The sequence below is a fragment of the Streptomyces sp. NPDC056738 genome, assembly GCF_042790435.1.
Lineage (GTDB): Bacteria > Actinomycetota > Actinomycetes > Streptomycetales > Streptomycetaceae > Streptomyces.
The window spans coordinates 1-18,609 of record NZ_JBHTZF010000019.1; the positions used below are offsets into that span (position 1 = coordinate 1).

Here is an 18,609-nt window from a genome sequence, read left to right on the forward strand (position 1 = left end):
GCCCCGCACCTCGGTGCGGGGCCGCCGACGGCCGGGGACTTCGGGGAGGTCGCGAGCGGCTACGCGGTACGGGCGGCGTCCCGGCCGGCTCCGACGCACAGCGCCCAGATGACGAAGGCGTCGATGGCGATCAGCACGCTGGCCCACACCGGGGAGTACGGCAGCCACATGAAGTTGGCGACCATGGCCAGTCCCGCCAGGGTGATGCCGACGACGCGGGCCCACAGCATGCCGCGGAACACGGCGATGCCGGCGAGGACGACGAGGACGCCGAGGGTGAGGTGGATCCATCCCCAGCTCGTGAGGTTGAAGGTGTAGACGTAGTTGCCGGTGGTGACGAACACGTCGTCCTGTGCGATGGCGGCGATGCCCTGGAATATCGCCATCGCCCCTCCGAAGATCATCATGACTCCGGCGAAGGCGGTCCAGCCGGACACCCACGCCCCGGAACCGCCGGCGGATTCCTGTCGGTGGTGCATACCCGTCGTAGCCATTGCGAGCTCCTCGTGCGTAGACCTCGCCACTGACCGGGCGACGGCCGGTGGCCCACATTTCAGCTTGCCACGGGAATGACGGACCGGCAGATCGTCGAAAAGCGCGCCCGGCCGGGACGAGATCGACGTGCGGGTGAATGGGTTCGGTGCTCCAATGGTTCTGCCCGGTGCGCCGAGTCGAATTCGGCGCCGGTTCCGTATGCACTCGTGCCCGGAAAGGAAACCACCGTGCCAGGTCTCCTCCGCGGGGTCGCCCGCACCGCCGTGGTGGCCGGTACGGCCACCGCCGTCTCGAACCGTGTGTCACGTCGTCAGCAGGGACGATGGGCGCAGCAGGAAGCGCAGCAGCAGTACCAGTACCAGGAGCAGCAGGCTCCGCCGCCGCCTCCGCCCCCCGCGCCGGGCGACGAGATGACCAGCAAGATCGATCAGCTCAAGCAACTGGGGGACCTCAAGGCCCAGGGCGTGCTGACCGAGGCCGAGTTCGAGGCGCAGAAGGCCCGGATCCTCGGCTGACCCGTGAACGCCCGGTCGAGGCGCCCCGTCGAGGTCCCCTGACAACCCGGCGAGGAACCCCGGCTGGGACCGGCTTCGCGAACACCGGCCCCTGGCCGGTGTTCGCGGGCCCCTGCCTTCAGCGGCCCGCCGGGTGCCCGTCCTCGGACCCCGGCCGTCCCGCCGCGCCGCCGCCAGGCCGCCGCGTCGCCACGCCAGGCCGCAGTGTCGCCACCGTCAGGCCGCCTCGACGGCCGTCGCCGGCCACCTCCGCCGGCAGCCGCCTCCGCCGTCGTCGTCAGCCCACCCGCCGGCCGTTCTCCAGTTCCGCCGTGCCCGAGCCCTCCGCCAGGACGTCGAGCGCCGCGAGGACCCGGCGGCCCGTCGCGCCCGACAGATGGCTCGGCACGTCCTCGCGCGGCACCAGCCGCCAGGACAGCAGTTCCTCCTCCTGCAGCCGGATCGACTTGAGCTCCCGGTCGTCCAGCACCCCGCCGTCGTACAGATAGGCCACCAGCGGCGGTCGCTCCGGTCCGAGGATCCAGTCGACCGCCAGCAGCCGTCCGAGCTCCACGTCGAGCCCGATCTCCTCGGCCGTCTCGCGGCGCGCCCCCTGCCGAGGGCTCTCGCCGTCGTCCGACTCCACGGTCCCGCCCGGAAGCGTCCAGCCGTCGCGGTAGTTCGGTTCGACGAGCAGCACCCGCCCCTCGGCGTCACGGAAGAGTGCGGCGGCCCCGAGGAGGACACGGGGCAGGCCGGCGATATAGGCGGCATAGTCCGAAGTGCTCACCCCGGAAGCGTAACGAGAAGCCCGCTCAGGCCTCGACCAGCGCGACCGTGCGTGACGCGAGCTCGGTGATCCGCACCCCGTCGAAGCCGAACACCGCGCTGCGGACGGTGTCCTCCAGCGGGTCCTTCCACTGCGGCGGAATCGCCCGCGCACCGCACAGGACGCCCGCGACGGAGCCGGCGGTCGCGCCGTTCGAGTCGGTGTCGAGGCCGCCGCGGACCGTCAGCGTGATGGTGCGGGTGAAGTCGCCGTCGCCGTACAGCAGCCCGGCGGTCAGCACGGCCGCGTTCGGGACCGTGTGGATCCAGCCCATCCCCGCGGTCTCCTCGGACACGGCGGTCAGCGTGTCCTCCCAGGACATCCGCGTCTCGTGGAGCGCGAGCACCCGGCGGACGGTGCGGGACAGCCGGCTGCTCGCGGGGATCACGGTGAGCGCCGTCTCCAGCGCGCCCCGCACGGAGGGGGTGGTGAAGGCGGCGGAGATCAGCGCCGCCGCCCACATCGCGCCGTACACGCCGTTGCCGGTGTGGGACAGGACGGCGTCACGGCGGGCCAGGGAGGCCGCGCGCAGCGGCATCCCCGGTGACGTCCAGCCGTAGACGTCGGCACGGATCAGCGCGCCGATCCACTCCTGGTACGGATTCTCGTACGTGGCCGTCACCGGCGGCTTCAGGCCCTGGGCGAGGTTGCGGTAGGCGGCGCGCTCCGCCGTGAACGTCTGGAGGTACGGAAGCCGCGTCAGCCACAGATCACCGACCTGCTCGGTGCTGAACGAGAAGCCGTACGTCTCCAGCAGGTCGAGTCCGAGGATCGCGTAGTCCACGTCGTCGTCGCGGCAACTGCCGTGGATGCGGCCGCGTACGCACTCGCGCCACTCGGGCCGCAGCTCGAACTCGCCCCACCCGCTGTCGCCGTCGCCGTCGTCGGCGGGTCCGGGGAGATAGTCGGTCAGCGGCAGGGCCGCCGTCCGCCGCAGGTAGCGGTCGATCCGGTCCCGCGTCCAGTGGTCGCCCTGCTCGACCGGCTTGCCGAGCATGTTGCCCGCGATCCGGCCGAGCCAGCCCCCGAGGACGCGGTCGGCGAGGTCGGTGCCCACAGGGGTCATGGCTCAGGTCTACCCAATCGCGGGCGGTCCCGCAGGCTGGGCAGGGGCATGACGGCGAGGGTCCGCTCCGGTTATGGTCGCAGCGGCGCGACTGCCTTGACGTGTGCAAGGCCCGGAAGCAAGGGGAATGCAAGGTGGCGGACGCTGCTGTGGATCGGACCCCGCGTGTGCTCATCGCGGCGGACAAGTTCAAGGGATCACTGACGGCCGTACAGGTCGCGGAGCGGGTGACGGCCGGACTGCGCAGGGTCGCGCCGCACGTCCGGGTCGAGTCGCTGCCCGTGGCCGACGGAGGCGACGGCACCGTCGACGCCGCCGTCGCGGCCGGGTTCGAGCGCCACGAGGTGCGCGTCGCCGGACCGCTGGGCGACGAGGTGACCGCCGCGTTCGCCCTGCGCGGGCGGACCGCGGTCGTGGAGATGGCCGAGGCGAGCGGGCTCCAGCGGCTGCCCCGGGGGGTCCTGGCGCCGCTCTCGTCCTCGACGTACGGCACCGGGGAACTGCTGCGCGCAGCGCTCGACGCCGGTGTCGACACGGTCGTCTTCGGCGTGGGCGGCAGCGCGACGACGGACGGCGGCGCGGGCATGCTCTCGGCGCTCGGCGCGCGCTTCCTCGACGCGCGGGGCGAGCCGGTGGCTCCCGGCGGCGCCGCGCTGGCCGACGTGCAGAGCGCCGATCTGTCCGGCCTCGACGACCGGCTCGCCGGGGTCGACCTCGTTCTCGCCAGCGACGTGGACAACCCGCTGACCGGACCGAAGGGCGCCCCCGCCGTCTACGGTCCCCAGAAGGGCGCCGGTCCCGACGACGTGGCGGTGCTGGACATCGCCCTCGGTCACTTCGCCGGTGTCCTGGAGAAGGAGATCGGACCGAAGGCCGCCGGGTACGCGACCGCGCCCGGCGCCGGTGCCGCGGGAGGGGTCGGCTACGGGGCGCTGGTTCTCGGCGCCCGCTTCCGGCCCGGCATCGAGGTGATGCTCGACGTGCTCGGTTTCGCGCCCGCGCTGGAGCGCGCCACGCTGGTGATCACCGGTGAGGGCTCGCTGGACGAGCAGACCCTGCACGGCAAGGCGCCGGCCGGGGTCGCGGCGGCCGCCCGTGCGGCGGGCAAGGAGGTCGTCGCGGTCTGCGGCCGCCTCGCGCTCCCGCCCGAGGCGCTCGGCAGGGCCGGCATCCGGCGCGCCTACCCGCTGACGGAGGCCGAGCCCGACATCGCCCGGTGCCTCTCCGAGGCCGGACCGATCCTGGAACGGGTGGCGGAGAACATCGGCCGCGACTTCCTGCTCTGACCCGCGCACACCCGACGCCTCAGACGCTCGACGTCTCAGACACCCGACGTCTCAGAAGCTCGACGCCCCGCACACCCGACGCCCCGCACATCCGGCGGCACGCACCCGACTCCCCGTGCACCCGATTCCCCGGCGGCCGGCGCTCCGGTTCTCGGACCCGGCCGGTGGCCCGGCAGCCCCGCGGCACGGGTGCCCCCGGGGCGTCGGTGCCCGGGGCGCCGGGTGCTCCCGGCTCACCGTCCCGGGGTTGCGCCCGCGGCCGTCGTCGCGCCCGCCAGCCGGTAGGCGTCCAGGGCCAGTGTCATCTCGATCAGGTCGCGGGGGCGGGCCAGTGAGCGCGAGGTGAGCTGCTCCAGCCGGCGCAGGCGGTTGAAGACGGTGTTGCGGTGGCAGTACAGGCGTCCGGCCGCGCGCCCGGCGGAGCCCTCGCAGGCCAGCCACATGTCCAGCGTCTCGATCAGCACCGCCCGGTCCCCGGGTTCGAGCTCCAGCACCGTGCCGAACACCTCCGACACCAGCCGGCCCGCCAGCTCCGGCTGGCTCACGACGAGCGCCGTCGGCATCCGCTGATCGAGGCGTACGACACCGGTCGCGTCCGGCGGACAGGTGCGCAGCGCCAGTTCGGCCCACCGCCGGGCCCGCCCCAGTTCGCCCAGACCCGACACCACGGGACTGATGCCGCCCGGACCCGACCGCCGGCCGTCCAGCAGCCGGGCCACCCCGTCCAGGCCCTGCCCCGCGGCCAGCGCCACCACGGCGATCTCGCAGTCGGCCCGCATCCGCCAGATGAACCGCAGCCCGGCGCCCAGCACCGGCCGGACGCAGGCGTCCCGTCCGTCGTGGCGTTCCGTCCGCAGCACGACGACGGCGTACGGGCCGTGCTCGGGCAGATCGAGACCGGCCGCCGCCCTGGCCGCGAGCCCCGGGGCCTGATGACCCTCCAGCAGCGCGTCGAGCAGGGCCTGCAACTGCTCGTCCGTGCGCCGCCGCAGCTCCCGTTCCGTGGCCAGGTACGACTCCGAGGCGGTCGCGGCCTGCGCGTCCACCGCCGACCACACCATCGTGGCGCACCGCATGAGCACCGCGAGCCGCTCGGGCTCACGGCTCGCCGCGCTCTCCATCAGCGCGTCCCACACCAGATAGCCCGCGGCACGGTAGGCGTGCACGAGGAGTTCGAGCGGCAGCCCCTGCTGGGCCCGCCTGCGCCCCGCCTCCTCGGCGTGCTCCAGATCGCGGCGCGGTGAGTCCCGCGGCGCGGAGATCGCCTTGATGCCGATGCGCATCGCGGTCTCCGCCTCCCGCCACTGCTGGTCGTACGGCAGCACCTGTCCGTAGACGGGGGAGTACTCGGTGAGCTGCCTGACGTGCTCGTCGACGAGCTCGGGCAGCCGTTCCAGCAGAGCCCCACACGACTCCGCGAGCAGCTTCCAGTCATGACCGGTCCGCGGTCTGCGCCCTCCCATGGCCGGAGGATGCCACCGCGACCCGGGGTCGCACAGGCCCCTGACACGCGGTGTTGTGCGCGTGCACAACGGGCGGGCGCCACCGGTGGGCTCCCGCCGCGTATCGGCCGCGGCCCGTGGACGGGGGTGCCCGCCGGTGCTGAGGTGAGCGCCACACCGAGCGAGGACAAGGGAGATGCCATGGGCGGTTCCGCTCTGCACGTGCGGGATCTGTCGGTCGGATACGGCCCCGTACGCGCACTGCGTCATGTGTCGTTGGAGGTGCCCGAGGCGGCCGTGGTGACGGTCCTCGGCGGCAACGGCGCGGGCAAGTCGACGCTGCTGCGGGCGGTGTGCCGAACCCTCTCCTTCCACGGGGGCGCGGTCACCGGCGGCACGGTCACGCTGGGCGGGCGCCCGCTCGACCGGCTGCCGCCGGACCGGGTGGTGGCCGCCGGGGTCTCCCAAGTACCCGAAGGGCGGCGGGTGTTCAGCCGCATGACGGTCGCGGACAACCTGCGCGCCGGAGCCCTCGGCGGCACCGGCGGCCGCGTCGGCAGAAGCCGCGCCCTGCGACGGGTGCACGAACTCTTCCCGGTCCTCGCCGACCGCGCGGGCCAGCGGGCGGGACTGCTGTCCGGCGGTGAGCAGCAGATGCTCGCGGTCGGGCGGGCGCTCATGGGCGCCCCGAAGGTGCTGCTGCTCGACGAACCCTCCCTCGGGCTAGCCCCGTTGATGGCCGCGCGGATCGCCGACACCGTGCGGGAGATCAACGAGCAGGGCACCTCCGTCCTGCTCGTGGAACAGAACGCCGCCCTCGCCCTGCGGCTCGCCTCCACCGCCTACGTCCTGGAGGTCGGCGAGGTCACCCTGTCCGGTCCCGCCGACGAACTCGCCGCCTCGGACGAGGTGCGCCGCCGCTACCTCGGCGTGGTCGACGAGGACGCCGCCGCCGACGGCGCGGCCTCCTCCGCCGGACTTCCGTCCCTGTCCCGCTGGAAGGGGTGAACCCACCGTGGAAGAACACGACGACACGGCGGCCGTGCCCTCCGGCATCCCGCCGCTCGTGGTCCGGGACGTGACCGTCCGCTTCGCCGGGCTGACCGCGCTCGACACGGTGGGCTTCACCGTGCGGCCGGGCACCGTGCACGCCCTCATCGGACCGAACGGCGCCGGGAAGTCCACCTGCTTCAACGTGCTGTCCGGTGTGTGCCGGCCCGCCTCCGGAAGCGTCCGTCTGGGGGAGCACGAGCTCACCGGACTGCCGCCCCACAGGATCGCCGGGCTCGGCGTGGCCCGGATCTTCCAGAACCTGGCCCTGCCCCCGCACGCCACCGTCGAGGACTGTCTGCTGCTCGGCCGGCACAGGCTGACCCGCACCGGATTCCTCGCCGCCGGTCTGCGGCTGCCCTCGGCGGCCCGCGAGGACCGGCGCCACCGCGAACGCGTCCGCGAGATCGCCGCGTTCGTGGGCCTGGAGCGGCAGCTCGGCCGGCCCGCGGGTTCGCTCCCGTACGGACAGCAGAAGCTCGCCGAGCTCGCCCGGGCGCTGTGCATGGAACCCCGGGTCCTCCTGCTGGACGAACCCATCGCCGGCATGACCGCCGACGAACGGCGCCGTACCGCCGCGGTCGTCGCGGGGGTCCGCGACAGCCTCGGCATCTCGATCGTGCTCGTGGAACACGACATGGGGGTGGTGATGCGGCTCGCGGACGCGGTGACCGTACTGGACTTCGGGCGCCGGATCGCCGACGGCGCCCCCGCCGACGTACAGAACGATCCGGCCGTCGTCCGCGCGTACCTGGGCGAGCACGCCGAACCGGAGGAGACCGCGTCATGAGCACCTTTGCCGAACTCCTGCTCAACGGACTGTCGTTGGGCTCCGTCTACGCGCTCATCGCGCTCGGATTCGTCGTCATCTTCCGGGCCACCGAGGTCGTCAACTTCGCACACGCCTCCCTGCTCCTGGCGGGCGGCTACGTCACCGCGACGCTCCACGACGACATCGGTTTCTGGCCCGCCCTGCTCGCCGGGGTCGCGGGCGCCGCGGTGGTGGGCGCCGCCGTCGAGTTCCTGGTCATGCGCCGCTACCGGGGCTCCGACCAGAGCGTCCTCGCGATCGTCACCATCGGCGTCGACATCCTGCTCACCACCGAACTCACCCGCCGCATCGGCACCGACGTCCTGGCGCTCGGCGACCCCTGGGGCGACGCGGTCCTCACCGTCGGCCCCGTCTCCGTCGCCCACACCCGGATCGCGGCCTTCGTCACCGCGTCCCTGCTCATCACGGTCTTCCTGCTGGCCTTCCGGTACACGTCCTGGGGCGTGGCCACGCGCGCCGCGGCCGAGAGCCCGGAGACCGCGGCCCTGATGGGCGTCCGGCTCGGCCGGGTGTCGCTGGGGGCCTGGGCGGTGGCCGGTGGCCTCGCGGCCGTCGCCGCGCTGTTCCTGACCGTCTTCCCGACACCCGGGCTGGAACGGGCCACCTCGCTCGCCGCGCTCAAGGCCTTCCCCGCGGCCATCCTCGGCGGCCTCGACTCGACGACCGGCGCGCTGGTCGGCGGACTCCTCGTCGGCGTCACCGAGTCCCTGGCCACCGGCTACCAGAGCGACCTCACCTTCCTCGGGCGCGGTCTCGGCGACCTCGCGCCCTACCTGGTGATGGTCGCGATCCTGCTCATCCGGCCCGCCGGGCTGTTCGGCACGAAGGAGCTCGCCCGTGTCTGAGGTCCTCACCCACGACGAGGCGGGCAGCGCGCCCCGCCCCGCCCGCCGCCGCACCGTCCGGCTGCCCGCGGCCCGTACCGCGGGAGGCGCCGCCGGAGCCGTCCTGCTGCTCGCCCTGCCCTTCTACGTCGACCGCTTCTGGCTGCAGGCCGGACTGTTCGCGATGGCCGCCGCGATCGGCGCCATCGGCCTGAACCTCCTGACCGGCGCGACCGGGCAGCTCTCCATGGGGCACGCGTTCTTCCTCGCGGTCGGCGCGTACGGCTACTGCGTGTTCGCCGCCGACGGGGGCGACGGGCTGACCGGGCTCGGCCTGCCCGCCTGGCTCGCCGCCGTCCTCGCCGTGGCCGTCTCCGGGATCGCCGGAGGTCTGTTCAGCCCGATCGCGGGACGGCTGCGCGGCGCCTACCTCGGCATCGCCACGCTCGCCCTGATCTTCATCGGCCAGCACGTCCTGTTCAACGCCCGGGATCTGACGGGCGGCTTCAACGGCCGCGACGTGCCGCCGCTGAGCCTCTTCGGCCTCACCTTCGACGACCGCGAGCTGGTCGTCGCGAACGTGCCCTTCGGCTCGGCCGAGAAGCTCTGGTACGTGGGGCTGCTGCTGCTCCTCGGCTGCGGACTGTTCGCCCGCGGGGTGCTGCGCGGCCGGCCCGGACGGGCGATGAACGCGATCCGCGACCACCGGATCGCGGCCGGGGTGATCGGCGTGCCCGTCGCCCGCTACCGCGCCGGGGTCTTCGTCCTGTCCTCGATGTACGCGGGCCTGGCCGGGGTGCTGCTCGCCCTGGTCTTCCAGCGCACGGTGCCCGACTACTTCGGGATCACCCTCTCGCTCGACTACCTCGCCATGATCGTCATCGGCGGACTCGGCTCGGTGACGGGAGCGGTGGCCGGGGCCGTGTTCGTCTCGCTGCTGCCCCAGGTGCTGACCCGCTACAGCGACACCCTCCCCCTGGTCTCCGACCCGGGCACGGGCGGCATCGCGCCGGGCGAGGCGGCCCGGTACCTGTACGGCGCCGCCGTCGTGGCGGTGGTGCTCTTTCTTCCGGGCGGCCTGGTCAGGGTGGCCGCCCGGCTTCGCGTCACGCCCCGTCCCGGGGTCACTGAAGGGGAGGAACGATGAGAACGACACACACCGCGAGGCTGGCCGCGGGGGCGCTGGCCGCCCTGCTCGTGCTGGCCGGATGCAGTTCCAAGGCCAAGAGCGGAGACGACGGCGAGAAGGCCGCCGGCGGGGTGAAGACCGGCGAGGGGATCTCCGGGAAGACGATCAGCCTCGGCGTGCTCACCGACATGAGCGGTGTCTACGCCACGCTCGGCAAGAGCGTCACCCAGGCCCAGCAGCTCTACGTGAAGCAGACCAACGCCGCCGGCGGCGTCTGCGGCTACAAGCTGGCGCTGACGGTCCGCGACCACGGCTACGACCCGCAGAAGGCCGTCTCCGGCTACACGGAGCTGGCTCCGAAGGTGCTGGGCTTCACCCAGTTCATCGGCTCGCCGTTCGTCGCGGCCGTCAAGCAGCGCATCGACGGCCAGGACAAGGCCCTGGTCCTGCCGCAGGCCTGGTCGGCCACCTTGCTGGGCAGCCCGTACATCCGGCCCATCGGCTCCACGTACGACATCGAGACGATCAACGCGATCGACTTCCTGATGAAGGAGAAGGGGCTGAAGAAGGGCGACAGCATCGGCCATGTGTACTTCGAGGGCGACTACGGCGAGAACGCCCTGACGGGCTCCCGGTACATGGCGAAGCAGGCGGGGCTCAAGGTCGTCGAGCAGAAGATCAAGCCGACCGACAACGACATGACCGGCCAGGTCGTCGCCCTGAAGAAGGCAGGGGTGAAGGCCGTCGTGATCAGCGCGGGCCCGCGGCAGGCGGCCTCGCTCGTCGGGGTCGCGGCGGCCGTCAAGTTCGACGTGCCGGTGATCGGCAACAACTCGGCGTTCGCCCCGCAGCTCCTGGCCACCGCGGCCGCCCCCGCCCTGGAGGCGAACTACTACGTCGCGAACCCCTCGCTGCCGATCGGCGCGGACACCCCGAAGGCCAAGAAGCTGGTCGCGGACTACCGGGCCGCCTATCCGAAGGACTCCCTGGACAACGGCGTGGTGGCGGGCTGGACGGCCGCGTCGGCGTTCGGCGAGGCGCTGAAGAAGGCCTGCGCCGCCAAGGACCTCACCCGTGAGGGTGTCGACAAGGCCCTGCTGACGATCAAGGGCTTCGACCCGGGGTTCGGCATCCCGCAGGACTTCACCGACCCGAAGGCGGCCTCGTCGAAGGAGAGCGTCATCCTGCAGCCCGACAAGAACGCCGTGGGCGGGATGAAGGTCGTCCGTGACGCGGACGCCTCGTCCGTGGCACAGGGGTACACACCCGGCGCCTGACCCCGGCGCACGCCCGGCGCGTGATTCCCCGCGCCCCGGCGCGCGGGGCGCACGGAGCCGGAGGAGTCCGGGCAAGCGGAAGGGCCCCGAACCGAGTGGTTCGGGGCCCTTCCGTGTCGTACGGGGTGTTACGGGAGCTGTGCGGCTCGCGCCTCACGGCGGTTGCCCCGGAAGTTGTTCACCCGGCGGGCCGTGGCGAACAGCGGGATGACCGCGCCCATGACGAGCTGCAGCGCGCAGCCGGTCTGGAGGAGGAGCTGGCCACCGGGGGCGTCGAACGCCCAGGCCGCCAGGAGCGCCATCGAGAGCACGATCCACGAGAGCATCGCCACCGCGAGGCGGCCACGCGGCTTGGGGTACTCGACCCGGCTCACCATCAGCCAGGCGGTGCCCATGATCGCCAGGAGCGTGGCGACGAAGGGCAGCTCCAGCAGGATGATCGAGACCACCGTCAGCGCGCCGAACGGGCTCGGCATGCCCTGGAACGTGCCGTCCTTCACCGTGACGCAGGAGAATCTCGCGAGCCTCAGCACCACGGCCAGGAGCACCACGATCGCCCCGACCGCCGCCACCTTCTGGTAGGCGTCGTCCGCGACCATGCCGTAGACCAGCACGAAGTACGCCGGCGCGAGGCCGAAGCTGATCAGGTCGGACAGGTTGTCCAGCTCGGCGCCCATGGGGGAGGAGCGCAGCTTGCGGGCCACCAGGCCGTCGAACAGGTCGAAGACCGCGGCGCAGAGCATGAGGATCACGGCCGTGGCGGCGGAGTGACGGGCCATGCCCGACTCGTCGCTGCCCGTGAGGTGCGGGATCAGGATGCCGGTGGTGGTGTAGTACACCGCCATGAAGCCGCAGGTGGCGTTGCCGAGGGTGAGCGTGTCCGCTATCGACAGGCGGAGCGAGAGAGGCATCTCCTCCTCGTCGTCCACCTCATCGGCCTCCGGCACCCAGCCGGCCTGTGTCTCGGGATCAATCACGGTCAATTCGAGTCACCCCAGCCACGGTCTTCTGACCGACCTCCACGTCGACCTCGACACCCTCGGGGAGGTAGATGTCCACGCGCGAGCCGAAGCGGATCAGACCGATCCGGTCGCCCTGCTCGACCTTCGTCCCCTGCGGGATGTAGGGCACGATGCGGCGGGCGACGGCGCCGGCGATCTGGATCATCTCGATGTCACCGAGCTCGGTGTCGAAGTGCCAGACGACGCGCTCGTTGTTCTCGCTCTCCTTGTTGAACGCCGGAACGAACCCACCGGGGATGTGCTCGACCGACGTCACCGTGCCGGAGAGTGGCGCGCGGTTGACGTGGACGTTGAGCGGGCTCATGAAGATCGCGACGCGGGTGCGTCCGTCCTTCCACGGCATGATGCTCTGCACCACACCGTCGGCGGGCGAGATGACACGGCCCTGCGTGATCTCGCGCTCGGGGTCGCGGAAGAACCACAGCATCCCGGCCGCGAGTGCGGTGACGGGTACGGCCACGGCCTTGGCCGCGCCGGAGCGGCGCGAACGGGCCAGGCTGAGTGCTGCGGTGGCAACGGTCGGGAGAAGCCACGGCGATGCTCCGCGCGCGAGGCGGACCCGGCCGCGAGGTGCAGAGGTTTGGCTGTGGGGCATGGATGACCTTCGTAGCGGATGATGCCGCGCTCGAACGGGGGACGGCGGCTTTCACGCGATCGTACCGGTCGCAGACCGCAACTGGGCAAGCCAAGATGCGGAGTCGACGGCTGAGGAGAGCTGACGGGGTGTGATCTTCTTCGCGAAGAAAACACCCCGAACCCGGACATCTAGCCCTGGAGTCGATACTCTTCGAGCAGTCGGCGCCCGATGATCATTTTCTGGATCTCGGCGGTACCTTCGCCGATCAGCAGCATCGGTGCCTCACGGTAGAGGCGCTCGATCTCGTACTCCTTGGAGAAGCCGTAGCCGCCGTGGATCCGGAAAGCGTCCTCAACGACCTCTTTGCAGTACTCGGAGGCGAGGTACTTCGCCATCCCTGCTTCGAGGTCGTTTCGTTCCCCGGAGTCCTTTTTGCGAGCCGCGTTCACCATCATTGCATGGGCGGCCTCGACCTTGGTAGCCATCTCGGCCAACTTGAACTGGATCGCCTGGTGCTGGGCGATCGCCTTGCCGAAAGTGTGACGTTGCTGGGCATATGAGACGCCGAGCTCAAATGCACGCTGTGCGACACCGCAGCCACGAGCCGCGACATTGACGCGGCCGACCTCGACTCCGTCCATCATTTGGTAAAACCCTCGGCCGGTGGTGCCGCCGAGCACCCGATTGGCCGGAATGCGCAGTCCGTCCATGATGAGTTCGGTGGTGTCGACCCCCTTGTAACCCATCTTGTCGATCTTCCCGGGGATGGTGAGGCCCGGACGGACCTCTCCGAAGCCCGGCTCCTTCTCCACGAGGAAGGTCGTCATCGACTTGTGGGGCGCCGTGCCCTCGGGGTGTCCTTCGTCACTTCTGACCAGAACGGCCACCAGAGTCGAGGATCCGCCGTTCGTCAGCCACATCTTCTGGCCGTTCAGGACGTACTCGTCGCCGTCCTTGACCGCCTTGGACGTGATGGCCGACACATCCGAGCCGAGCCCCGGCTCCGACATCGAGAAGGCGCCGCGCACCTCGCCGAGCGCCATACGGGGCAGGAAGTGGTCCTTCTGCTCCTGCGTCCCGTGCTGCTTGAGCATGTACGCCACGATGAAGTGGGTGTTGATGATGCCGGAGACCGACATCCAGCCGCGGGCGATCTCCTCCACGCACAGCGCGTAGGTGAGCAGCGACTCGCCCAGGCCCCCGTACTCCTCGGGGATCATCAGACCGAACAGACCCAGCTCCTTGAGTCCGTCGACGATCTGCTGGGGGTACTCGTCGCGGTGCTCCAGCTCGGTGGCGACCGGGATGATCTCCTTGTCCACGAAATCGCGGACCGTGGAGAGGATCTCCTGCTGCACATCGGTCAGACCGGCGGTCTGGGCGAGTCGCGCCATGACTACTTCTCCGTCTTCTTCTCCGCCGGGGCGGTGAGTTCGGGCCGGCCGGGCTGCTCGCCGCCGCGCTCCTTGATGTACGTCTCGGTGGGGACCATCACCTTGCGGCGGAACACGCAGACGAGCGTGCCGTCCTGCTTGTAGCCCTTGGTCTCCACGTAGACGATCCCGCGGTCCGACTTGGACCGGGAGGGCGTCTTGTCGAGGACCGTGGTCTCGCCGTAGATCGTGTCGCCGTGGAAGGTCGGCGCCACGTGCTTGAGCGACTCGATCTCCAGGTTGGCGATCGCCTTGCCCGAGACGTCCGGCACGGACATGCCCAGCAGCAGGGAGTAGATGTAGTTGCCGACTACGACGTTCTTGCCGAAATCGGTGGTTTTCTCCGCGTAGTTGCTGTCCATGTGGAGCGGGTGGTGGTTCATGGTCAGCAGACAGAAGAGGTGGTCGTCGTACTCCGTGACCGTTTTTCCGGGCCAGTGCTTGTAGACCGCCCCGACCTCGAACTCTTCGTAGGTGCGTCCGAACTGCATGGTGCTCAGGCCTCCGGGGCTTCGAACGAGGTGGTGCGCTGCATGCCGGCGGCCCGGCCCTTGCCCGAGATGACGAGCGCCATCTTGCGGCTGGCCTCGTCGATCATCTCGTCGCCGAGCATCGCGGAGCCCTTCTTGCCGCCCGCCTCGGACGTGTAGTAGTCGTACGCGTCCAGGATGAGCTCGGCGTGGTCGAAGTCCTCCTGCGAGGGGGAGAAGATCTCGTTCGAGGCCTCCACCTGACCCGGGTGCAGCACCCACTTGCCGTCGAAGCCGAGCGCGGCGGCGCGCTGGGCGACCGCGCGGTAGCCGTCGATGTTGCGGATCTGGAGGTAGGGACCGTCGATCGCCTGGAGGTTGTTGGCGCGCGCGGCCATCAGGATCTTCATCAGGATGTAGTGGTAGGCGTCCGCCGGGTAGCCGGGCGGCTGCTCACCCACGACGAGCGACTTCATGTTGATCGACGCCATGAAGTCGGCCGGGCCGAAGATGATGGTCTCCACACGCTGCGAGGCGGTGGCGATCTCGTTGACGTTGTTCAGGCCCTGGGCGTTCTCGATCTGCGCCTCGATGCCGATCTTGCCGACCTCGAAGCCCATCGTCTTCTCGATCTGCGTCAGCAGGAGGTCGAGCGCGACGACCTGCTGAGCCGTCTGGACCTTCGGCAGCATGATGCAGTCGAGGTTCTGCCCCGCGCCCTCGACGACCGTGACGACGTCGCGGTACGTCCACTCGGTCGTCCAGTCGTTGACGCGCACGACCCGCGTCTTGCCGGTCCAGTCACCCTCGTTGAGGAACTTGACGATGGTGTGCCGGGCGTCGGGCTTGGCCAGCGGCGCGCACGCGTCCTCCAGGTCCAGGAACACCTGGTCCGCGGGCAGCCCCTGGGCCTTCTCCAGGAAGCGCGGGTTGCTGCCCGGCACGGCGAGGCAGGAGCGCCTGGGACGCAGACGGTTCACGGGCGTGGTCATGCGGGGACCTCCAGGGGGTCGAGCTTGTTCGCTTTCCGGATCTCGTCGACGATACGGCCGATGATTCCGGTGATGTCGAAGTCCTTCGGTGTGAAGACCGCGGCCACTCCCGCGGCCCTGAGCTGTTCGGCGTCGGCGTTCGGGATGATCCCGCCCGCGATCACCGGAATGTCGGCCGCACCGGCCGCGCGCAGCTTCTCCAGGACGTCCGGCACGAGCTGGGCGTGCGAGCCGGACAGGATGGACAGGCCCACGGCGTGCACGTCCTCGGCCACGGCCGCGTCCACGATCTGCTCGGGGGTGAGCCGGATGCCCTGGTAGACCACCTCGAAGCCGGCGTCACGCGCCCGCACGGCGATCTGCTCGGCGCCGTTGGAGTGTCCGTCCAGGCCCGGCTTGCCCACCAGGAAGCGCAGGTTGCCGGCGCCGAGGTCCTTGGCGGTCAGCTCCACCTTGCGGCGCACCAGCGCCAGCGCGGTGCCCTCCTCGGCGGTCACCGCGACGGGCGCGGACGAGACACCGGTCGGGGCGCGGAACTCGCCGAACACCTCGCGCAGGGCCCCGGCCCACTCGCCGGTGGTGACACCGGCGCGGGCGCACTCCAGGGTGGCCTCCATGAGGTTGGCGGTGCCCTTCGCGGCCTCCTTCAGCCGCTCCAGCGCCTTGCACGGGCGCGGGTGGTTGAAGGGCGGCTGGTAGCGCGTGTCGCGCCAGGTCCCGAGCGCGGAGATCACCCGGGCCTCGACCGCCGGGTCGACCGTCATGATCGCCGCGTCCAGGTCGGCCGTGAGCGGGTTCGGTTCGGTCGACTGGAAGACGTTGACGCCGACGATCTTGTCGGTGCCGCCCTCGATCCGGCCCCGGCGCTCGGCGTGCGAGGAGACGAGCTGGGACTTGAGGTAGCCGGACTCGACGGCGGCCATCGCGCCGCCCATCTCCTCGATCCGCGCGATCTCGGCCAGCGACTCCTCGACGAGGGCGGTCACCTTGGCCTCGATGACGTGCGAGCCCTCGAAGATGTCCTCGTACTCCAGCAGGTCGCTCTCGTGCGCCAGGACCTGCTGGATGCGCAGCGACCACTGCTGGTCCCACGGGCGGGGCAGGCCCAGCGCCTCGTTCCAGGCGGGCAGTTGGACGGCCCGCGCGCGGGCGTCCTTGGACAGGGTGACGGCCAGCATCTCCAGCACGATGCGCTGGACGTTGTTCTCCGGCTGCGCCTCGGTCAGACCGAGGGAGTTGACCTGGACGCCGTACCGGAAGCGCCGCTGCTTGGGGTTCTCGATGCCGTACCGCTCACGCGTGATCTTGTCCCAGATCCGCCCGAACGCCCGCATCTTGCACATCTCCTCGATGAAGCGGACACCCGCGTTCACGAAGAAGGAGATGCGGGCGACGACATCGCCCTTGCGGTCCTCGGCGATCTGCCCGGACGCGAACACCGCGTCCAGGACGGCGATCGCGGTGGACATCGCGTACGCGATCTCCTGGACCGGCGTGGCGCCCGCTTCCTGCAGGTGGTAGCTGCAGATGTTGATCGGGTTCCACTTGGGGATGTGGTTGACCGTGTACGTGATCATGTCCGTCGTCAGACGGAGGGAGGGCACCGGCGGGAAGACGTGCGTCCCCCGCGAGAGGTACTCCTTCACGATGTCGTTCTGGGTCGTGCCCTGGAGCTGCGTGATGTCCGCGCCCTGCTCCTCGGCGACGACCTGATAGAGCGCCAGCAGCCACATGGCGGTGGCGTTGATGGTCATCGAGGTGTTCATCTGCTCCAGGGGGATGTCCTGGAACAGCCGGCGCATGTCACCGAGGTGCGAGACGGGGACACCGACCCGGCCGACCTCGCCGCGGGCGAGGATGTGGTCGGGGTCGTAGCCGGTCTGCGTCGGCAGGTCGAAGGCCACGGAGAGCCCTGTCTGCCCCTTGGCGAGGTTGCGCCGGTACAACTCGTTGGACGCCTCGGCCGTGGAGTGGCCGGCGTACGTGCGCATGAGCCACGGCCGGTCCTTCACCCTCTGCCCGTCGGCTGTCTGACGCTCTGTCATGGTGGACCTCAGACGTTCCGGAAGCGGTTGATGGCGTCGATGTGCTGGGCGCGCTTCTCGTGGTCGCGGACCCCCAGGCCCTCCTCGGGCGCCAGCGCGAGGACGCCGACCTTGCCCTGGTGGAGGTTGCGGTGCACGTCGTAGGCGGCCTGCCCGGTCTCGTCCAGGGAGTAGACCTTGGAGAGCGTCGGGTGGATCTTGCCCTTGGCGACGAGCCGGTTGGCCTCCCAGGCCTCGCGGTAGTTCGCGAAGTGCGAGCCGATGATCCGCTTCAGCGACATCCACAGGTAGCGGTTGTCGTACTCGTGCATGTAGCCCGAGGTCGAGGCGCAGGTGGTGATGGTGCCGCCCTTGCGGGTGACGTAGACCGAGGCGCCGAAGGTCTCGCGGCCGGGGTGCTCGAAGACGATGTCGATGTCCTCGCCGCCGGTGAACTCGCGGATGCGCTTGCCGAAGCGCTTCCACTCCTTCGGGTCCTGGGTGCTCTCGTCCTTCCAGAACTTGTAGCCCTCGGCGCTGCGGTCGATGATCGCCTCGGCGCCCATCGAGCGGCAGATGTCCGCCTTCTGCTCGCTGGAGACGACACAGATCGGGTTGGCGCCACCGGCGAGCGCGAACTGTGTGGCGTACGAGCCCAGTCCGCCGCTCGCGCCCCAGATGAGCACGTTGTCGCCCTGCTTCATGCCGGCGCCGTTGCGGGAGACGAGCTGCCGGTAGGCGGTGGAGTTCACCAGTCCGGGCGCCGCGGCCTCCTCCCAGCTCAGGTGGTCCGGCTTCGGCATGAGCTGGTTGGACTTGACGAGCGCGATCTCGGCGAGGCCGCCGAAGTTGGTCTCGAAGCCCCAGATGCGCTGCTCGGGGTCGAGCATCGTGTCGTTGTGGCCGTCCGAGGACTCCAGCTCGACCGACAGGCAGTGCGCGACGACCTCGTCACCGGGCTTCCAGGAGTTGACTCCCGGGCCGGTGCGCAGGACGACGCCCGCGAGGTCCGAACCGATGATGTGGTACGGCAGGTCGTGGCGCTTGCTGAGGTCGCTGAGCCGCCCGTAGCGCTCCAGGAAGCTGAAGGTCGACACCGGCTCGAAGATCGACGTCCAGACCGAGTTGTAGTTCACGGAGGACGCCATCACGGCGACCAGGGCCTCGCCCGGGCCGAGTTCCGGCACCGGCACGTCGTCCAGGTGGATCGACTTGCGGGGGTCCTTGTCGCGGCTGCTGAGGCCGGCGAACATCTCCGTCTCGTCCTTGTGCACGGTGATCGCGCGGTAGGAGTCGGGGAGCGGAAGAGCGGCGAAGTCGGCGGACGTGGCCGTCTGCGACTGAATCGCGTCCAGGATTTCCTTCAC

The 18,609-nt window shown here is 70.7% G+C and carries 18 protein-coding genes; 7 read left to right on the forward strand and 11 right to left on the reverse strand.

Annotation, left to right across the window (positions count from 1 at the left end; genetic code table 11):
* Positions 1-59 precede the first annotated feature (59 nt).
* Positions 60-494: a hypothetical protein gene (locus ACFRIC_RS36070; protein ID WP_382795132.1), complete on the reverse strand. Its 435-nt coding sequence runs from the start codon at positions 492-494 to the stop codon at positions 60-62.
* 228 nt (positions 495-722) lie between these two features.
* On the opposite strand from ACFRIC_RS36070, the gene ACFRIC_RS36075 reads away from it, so the two are divergent.
* Complete coding sequence (locus ACFRIC_RS36075) at positions 723-1,010, forward strand: SHOCT domain-containing protein (RefSeq protein WP_382795135.1); 288 nt, start codon at positions 723-725, stop codon at positions 1,008-1,010.
* 277 nt (positions 1,011-1,287) lie between these two features.
* Here ACFRIC_RS36075 and ACFRIC_RS36080 read toward each other — a convergent pair whose 3' ends face one another.
* Together ACFRIC_RS36080 and ACFRIC_RS36085 are read right to left on the reverse strand one after the other, a co-directional pair.
* A complete protein-coding gene (locus tag ACFRIC_RS36080; RefSeq protein ID WP_382795138.1) occupies positions 1,288-1,779 on the reverse strand; it encodes an NUDIX domain-containing protein in 492 nt (163 codons plus the stop codon).
* A 25-nt stretch (positions 1,780-1,804) separates the two neighbouring features.
* Positions 1,805-2,884, reverse strand: coding sequence for an ADP-ribosylglycohydrolase family protein (locus tag ACFRIC_RS36085; protein ID WP_382795141.1), 1,080 nt, complete (start codon positions 2,882-2,884; stop codon positions 1,805-1,807).
* 134 nt (positions 2,885-3,018) lie between these two features.
* Between ACFRIC_RS36085 and ACFRIC_RS36090 the strand changes: the two genes are divergently transcribed.
* Positions 3,019-4,170, forward strand: coding sequence for a glycerate kinase (locus ACFRIC_RS36090; RefSeq protein ID WP_382795144.1), 1,152 nt, complete (start codon positions 3,019-3,021; stop codon positions 4,168-4,170).
* A gap of 233 nt (positions 4,171-4,403) precedes the next feature.
* On the opposite strand, the gene ACFRIC_RS36095 is transcribed toward ACFRIC_RS36090, so the two are convergent.
* Complete coding sequence (locus ACFRIC_RS36095; RefSeq protein WP_382795147.1) at positions 4,404-5,633, reverse strand: PucR family transcriptional regulator; 1,230 nt, start codon at positions 5,631-5,633, stop codon at positions 4,404-4,406.
* A 180-nt stretch (positions 5,634-5,813) separates the two neighbouring features.
* Here ACFRIC_RS36095 and ACFRIC_RS36100 point away from each other — a divergent pair, with 180 nt between their 5' ends.
* Genes ACFRIC_RS36100 through ACFRIC_RS36120 form a run of 5 tightly spaced genes read left to right on the forward strand, consistent with a single transcriptional unit; the run spans position 5,814 to position 10,724 of the window.
* Positions 5,814-6,620, forward strand: a complete 807-nt coding sequence (locus tag ACFRIC_RS36100) for an ABC transporter ATP-binding protein (RefSeq protein ID WP_382795150.1) — start codon at positions 5,814-5,816, stop codon at positions 6,618-6,620.
* Positions 6,621-6,627: 7 nt separating this feature from the next.
* Positions 6,628-7,452: an ABC transporter ATP-binding protein gene (locus ACFRIC_RS36105; protein WP_382795153.1), complete on the forward strand. Its 825-nt coding sequence runs from the start codon at positions 6,628-6,630 to the stop codon at positions 7,450-7,452.
* Positions 7,449-8,339 (forward strand): branched-chain amino acid ABC transporter permease, encoded by an 891-nt coding sequence (locus ACFRIC_RS36110; RefSeq protein WP_382795157.1) that lies wholly within the window; start codon positions 7,449-7,451, stop codon positions 8,337-8,339. Before ACFRIC_RS36105 ends, ACFRIC_RS36110 begins: the two co-directional genes overlap by 4 nt.
* Complete coding sequence (locus ACFRIC_RS36115) at positions 8,332-9,465, forward strand: branched-chain amino acid ABC transporter permease (RefSeq protein ID WP_382795159.1); 1,134 nt, start codon at positions 8,332-8,334, stop codon at positions 9,463-9,465. The genes ACFRIC_RS36110 and ACFRIC_RS36115 overlap by 8 nt, the downstream gene beginning before the upstream one ends.
* Positions 9,462-10,724 (forward strand): ABC transporter substrate-binding protein, encoded by a 1,263-nt coding sequence (locus tag ACFRIC_RS36120; protein WP_382795162.1) that lies wholly within the window; start codon positions 9,462-9,464, stop codon positions 10,722-10,724. The genes ACFRIC_RS36115 and ACFRIC_RS36120 overlap by 4 nt, the downstream gene beginning before the upstream one ends.
* A gap of 128 nt (positions 10,725-10,852) precedes the next feature.
* Here the strand turns inward: ACFRIC_RS36120 and pssA are convergent, their stop codons facing one another.
* The 7 genes from pssA to ccrA all read right to left on the reverse strand — a co-directional run bounded on the left by pssA (position 10,853) and on the right by ccrA (position 18,609).
* Positions 10,853-11,671 carry a CDP-diacylglycerol--serine O-phosphatidyltransferase gene (gene pssA / locus ACFRIC_RS36125; RefSeq protein ID WP_382795415.1) on the reverse strand — a complete coding sequence of 273 codons (819 nt, stop codon included), beginning with the start codon at positions 11,669-11,671 and terminating at the stop codon, positions 10,853-10,855.
* Positions 11,672-11,693: 22 nt separating this feature from the next.
* Positions 11,694-12,341: a phosphatidylserine decarboxylase gene (locus ACFRIC_RS36130; protein WP_328552592.1), complete on the reverse strand. Its 648-nt coding sequence runs from the start codon at positions 12,339-12,341 to the stop codon at positions 11,694-11,696.
* 170 nt (positions 12,342-12,511) lie between these two features.
* Complete coding sequence (locus ACFRIC_RS36135; protein ID WP_103551079.1) at positions 12,512-13,717, reverse strand: acyl-CoA dehydrogenase family protein; 1,206 nt, start codon at positions 13,715-13,717, stop codon at positions 12,512-12,514.
* Positions 13,718-13,719: 2 nt separating this feature from the next.
* Positions 13,720-14,247: a MaoC family dehydratase gene (locus ACFRIC_RS36140; RefSeq protein WP_037621470.1), complete on the reverse strand. Its 528-nt coding sequence runs from the start codon at positions 14,245-14,247 to the stop codon at positions 13,720-13,722.
* A gap of 5 nt (positions 14,248-14,252) precedes the next feature.
* Positions 14,253-15,218 carry a CoA ester lyase gene (locus ACFRIC_RS36145; RefSeq protein WP_326784643.1) on the reverse strand — a complete coding sequence of 322 codons (966 nt, stop codon included), beginning with the start codon at positions 15,216-15,218 and terminating at the stop codon, positions 14,253-14,255.
* Complete coding sequence (locus ACFRIC_RS36150; protein ID WP_382795168.1) at positions 15,215-17,263, reverse strand: protein meaA; 2,049 nt, start codon at positions 17,261-17,263, stop codon at positions 15,215-15,217. The genes ACFRIC_RS36145 and ACFRIC_RS36150 overlap by 4 nt, the downstream gene beginning before the upstream one ends.
* An 8-nt stretch (positions 17,264-17,271) precedes the next feature.
* Positions 17,272-18,609, reverse strand: a complete 1,338-nt coding sequence (ccrA, locus tag ACFRIC_RS36155; protein WP_382795171.1) for a crotonyl-CoA carboxylase/reductase — start codon at positions 18,607-18,609, stop codon at positions 17,272-17,274.

Bases quoted from the DNA above. Each gene is read 5' to 3' on its own strand.
- ACFRIC_RS36070 (WP_382795132.1), bottom strand. From the start codon at position 494: ATGGCTACGACGGGTATGCACCACCGACAGGAATCCGCCGGCGGTTCC.
- ACFRIC_RS36085 (WP_382795141.1), bottom strand. From the start codon at position 2,884: ATGACCCCTGTGGGCACCGACCTCGCCGACCGCGTCCTCGGGGGCTGG.
- ACFRIC_RS36095 (WP_382795147.1), bottom strand. From the start codon at position 5,633: ATGGGAGGGCGCAGACCGCGGACCGGTCATGACTGGAAGCTGCTCGCG.
- ACFRIC_RS36100 (WP_382795150.1), top strand. From the start codon at position 5,814: ATGGGCGGTTCCGCTCTGCACGTGCGGGATCTGTCGGTCGGATACGGC.
- ACFRIC_RS36110 (WP_382795157.1), top strand. From the start codon at position 7,449: ATGAGCACCTTTGCCGAACTCCTGCTCAACGGACTGTCGTTGGGCTCC.
- ACFRIC_RS36120 (WP_382795162.1), top strand. From the start codon at position 9,462: ATGAGAACGACACACACCGCGAGGCTGGCCGCGGGGGCGCTGGCCGCC.
- ACFRIC_RS36130 (WP_328552592.1), bottom strand. From the start codon at position 12,341: ATGCCCCACAGCCAAACCTCTGCACCTCGCGGCCGGGTCCGCCTCGCG.
- ACFRIC_RS36135 (WP_103551079.1), bottom strand. From the start codon at position 13,717: ATGGCGCGACTCGCCCAGACCGCCGGTCTGACCGATGTGCAGCAGGAG.
- ACFRIC_RS36140 (WP_037621470.1), bottom strand. From the start codon at position 14,247: ATGCAGTTCGGACGCACCTACGAAGAGTTCGAGGTCGGGGCGGTCTAC.
- ACFRIC_RS36145 (WP_326784643.1), bottom strand. From the start codon at position 15,218: ATGACCACGCCCGTGAACCGTCTGCGTCCCAGGCGCTCCTGCCTCGCC.
- ACFRIC_RS36150 (WP_382795168.1), bottom strand. From the start codon at position 17,263: ATGACAGAGCGTCAGACAGCCGACGGGCAGAGGGTGAAGGACCGGCCG.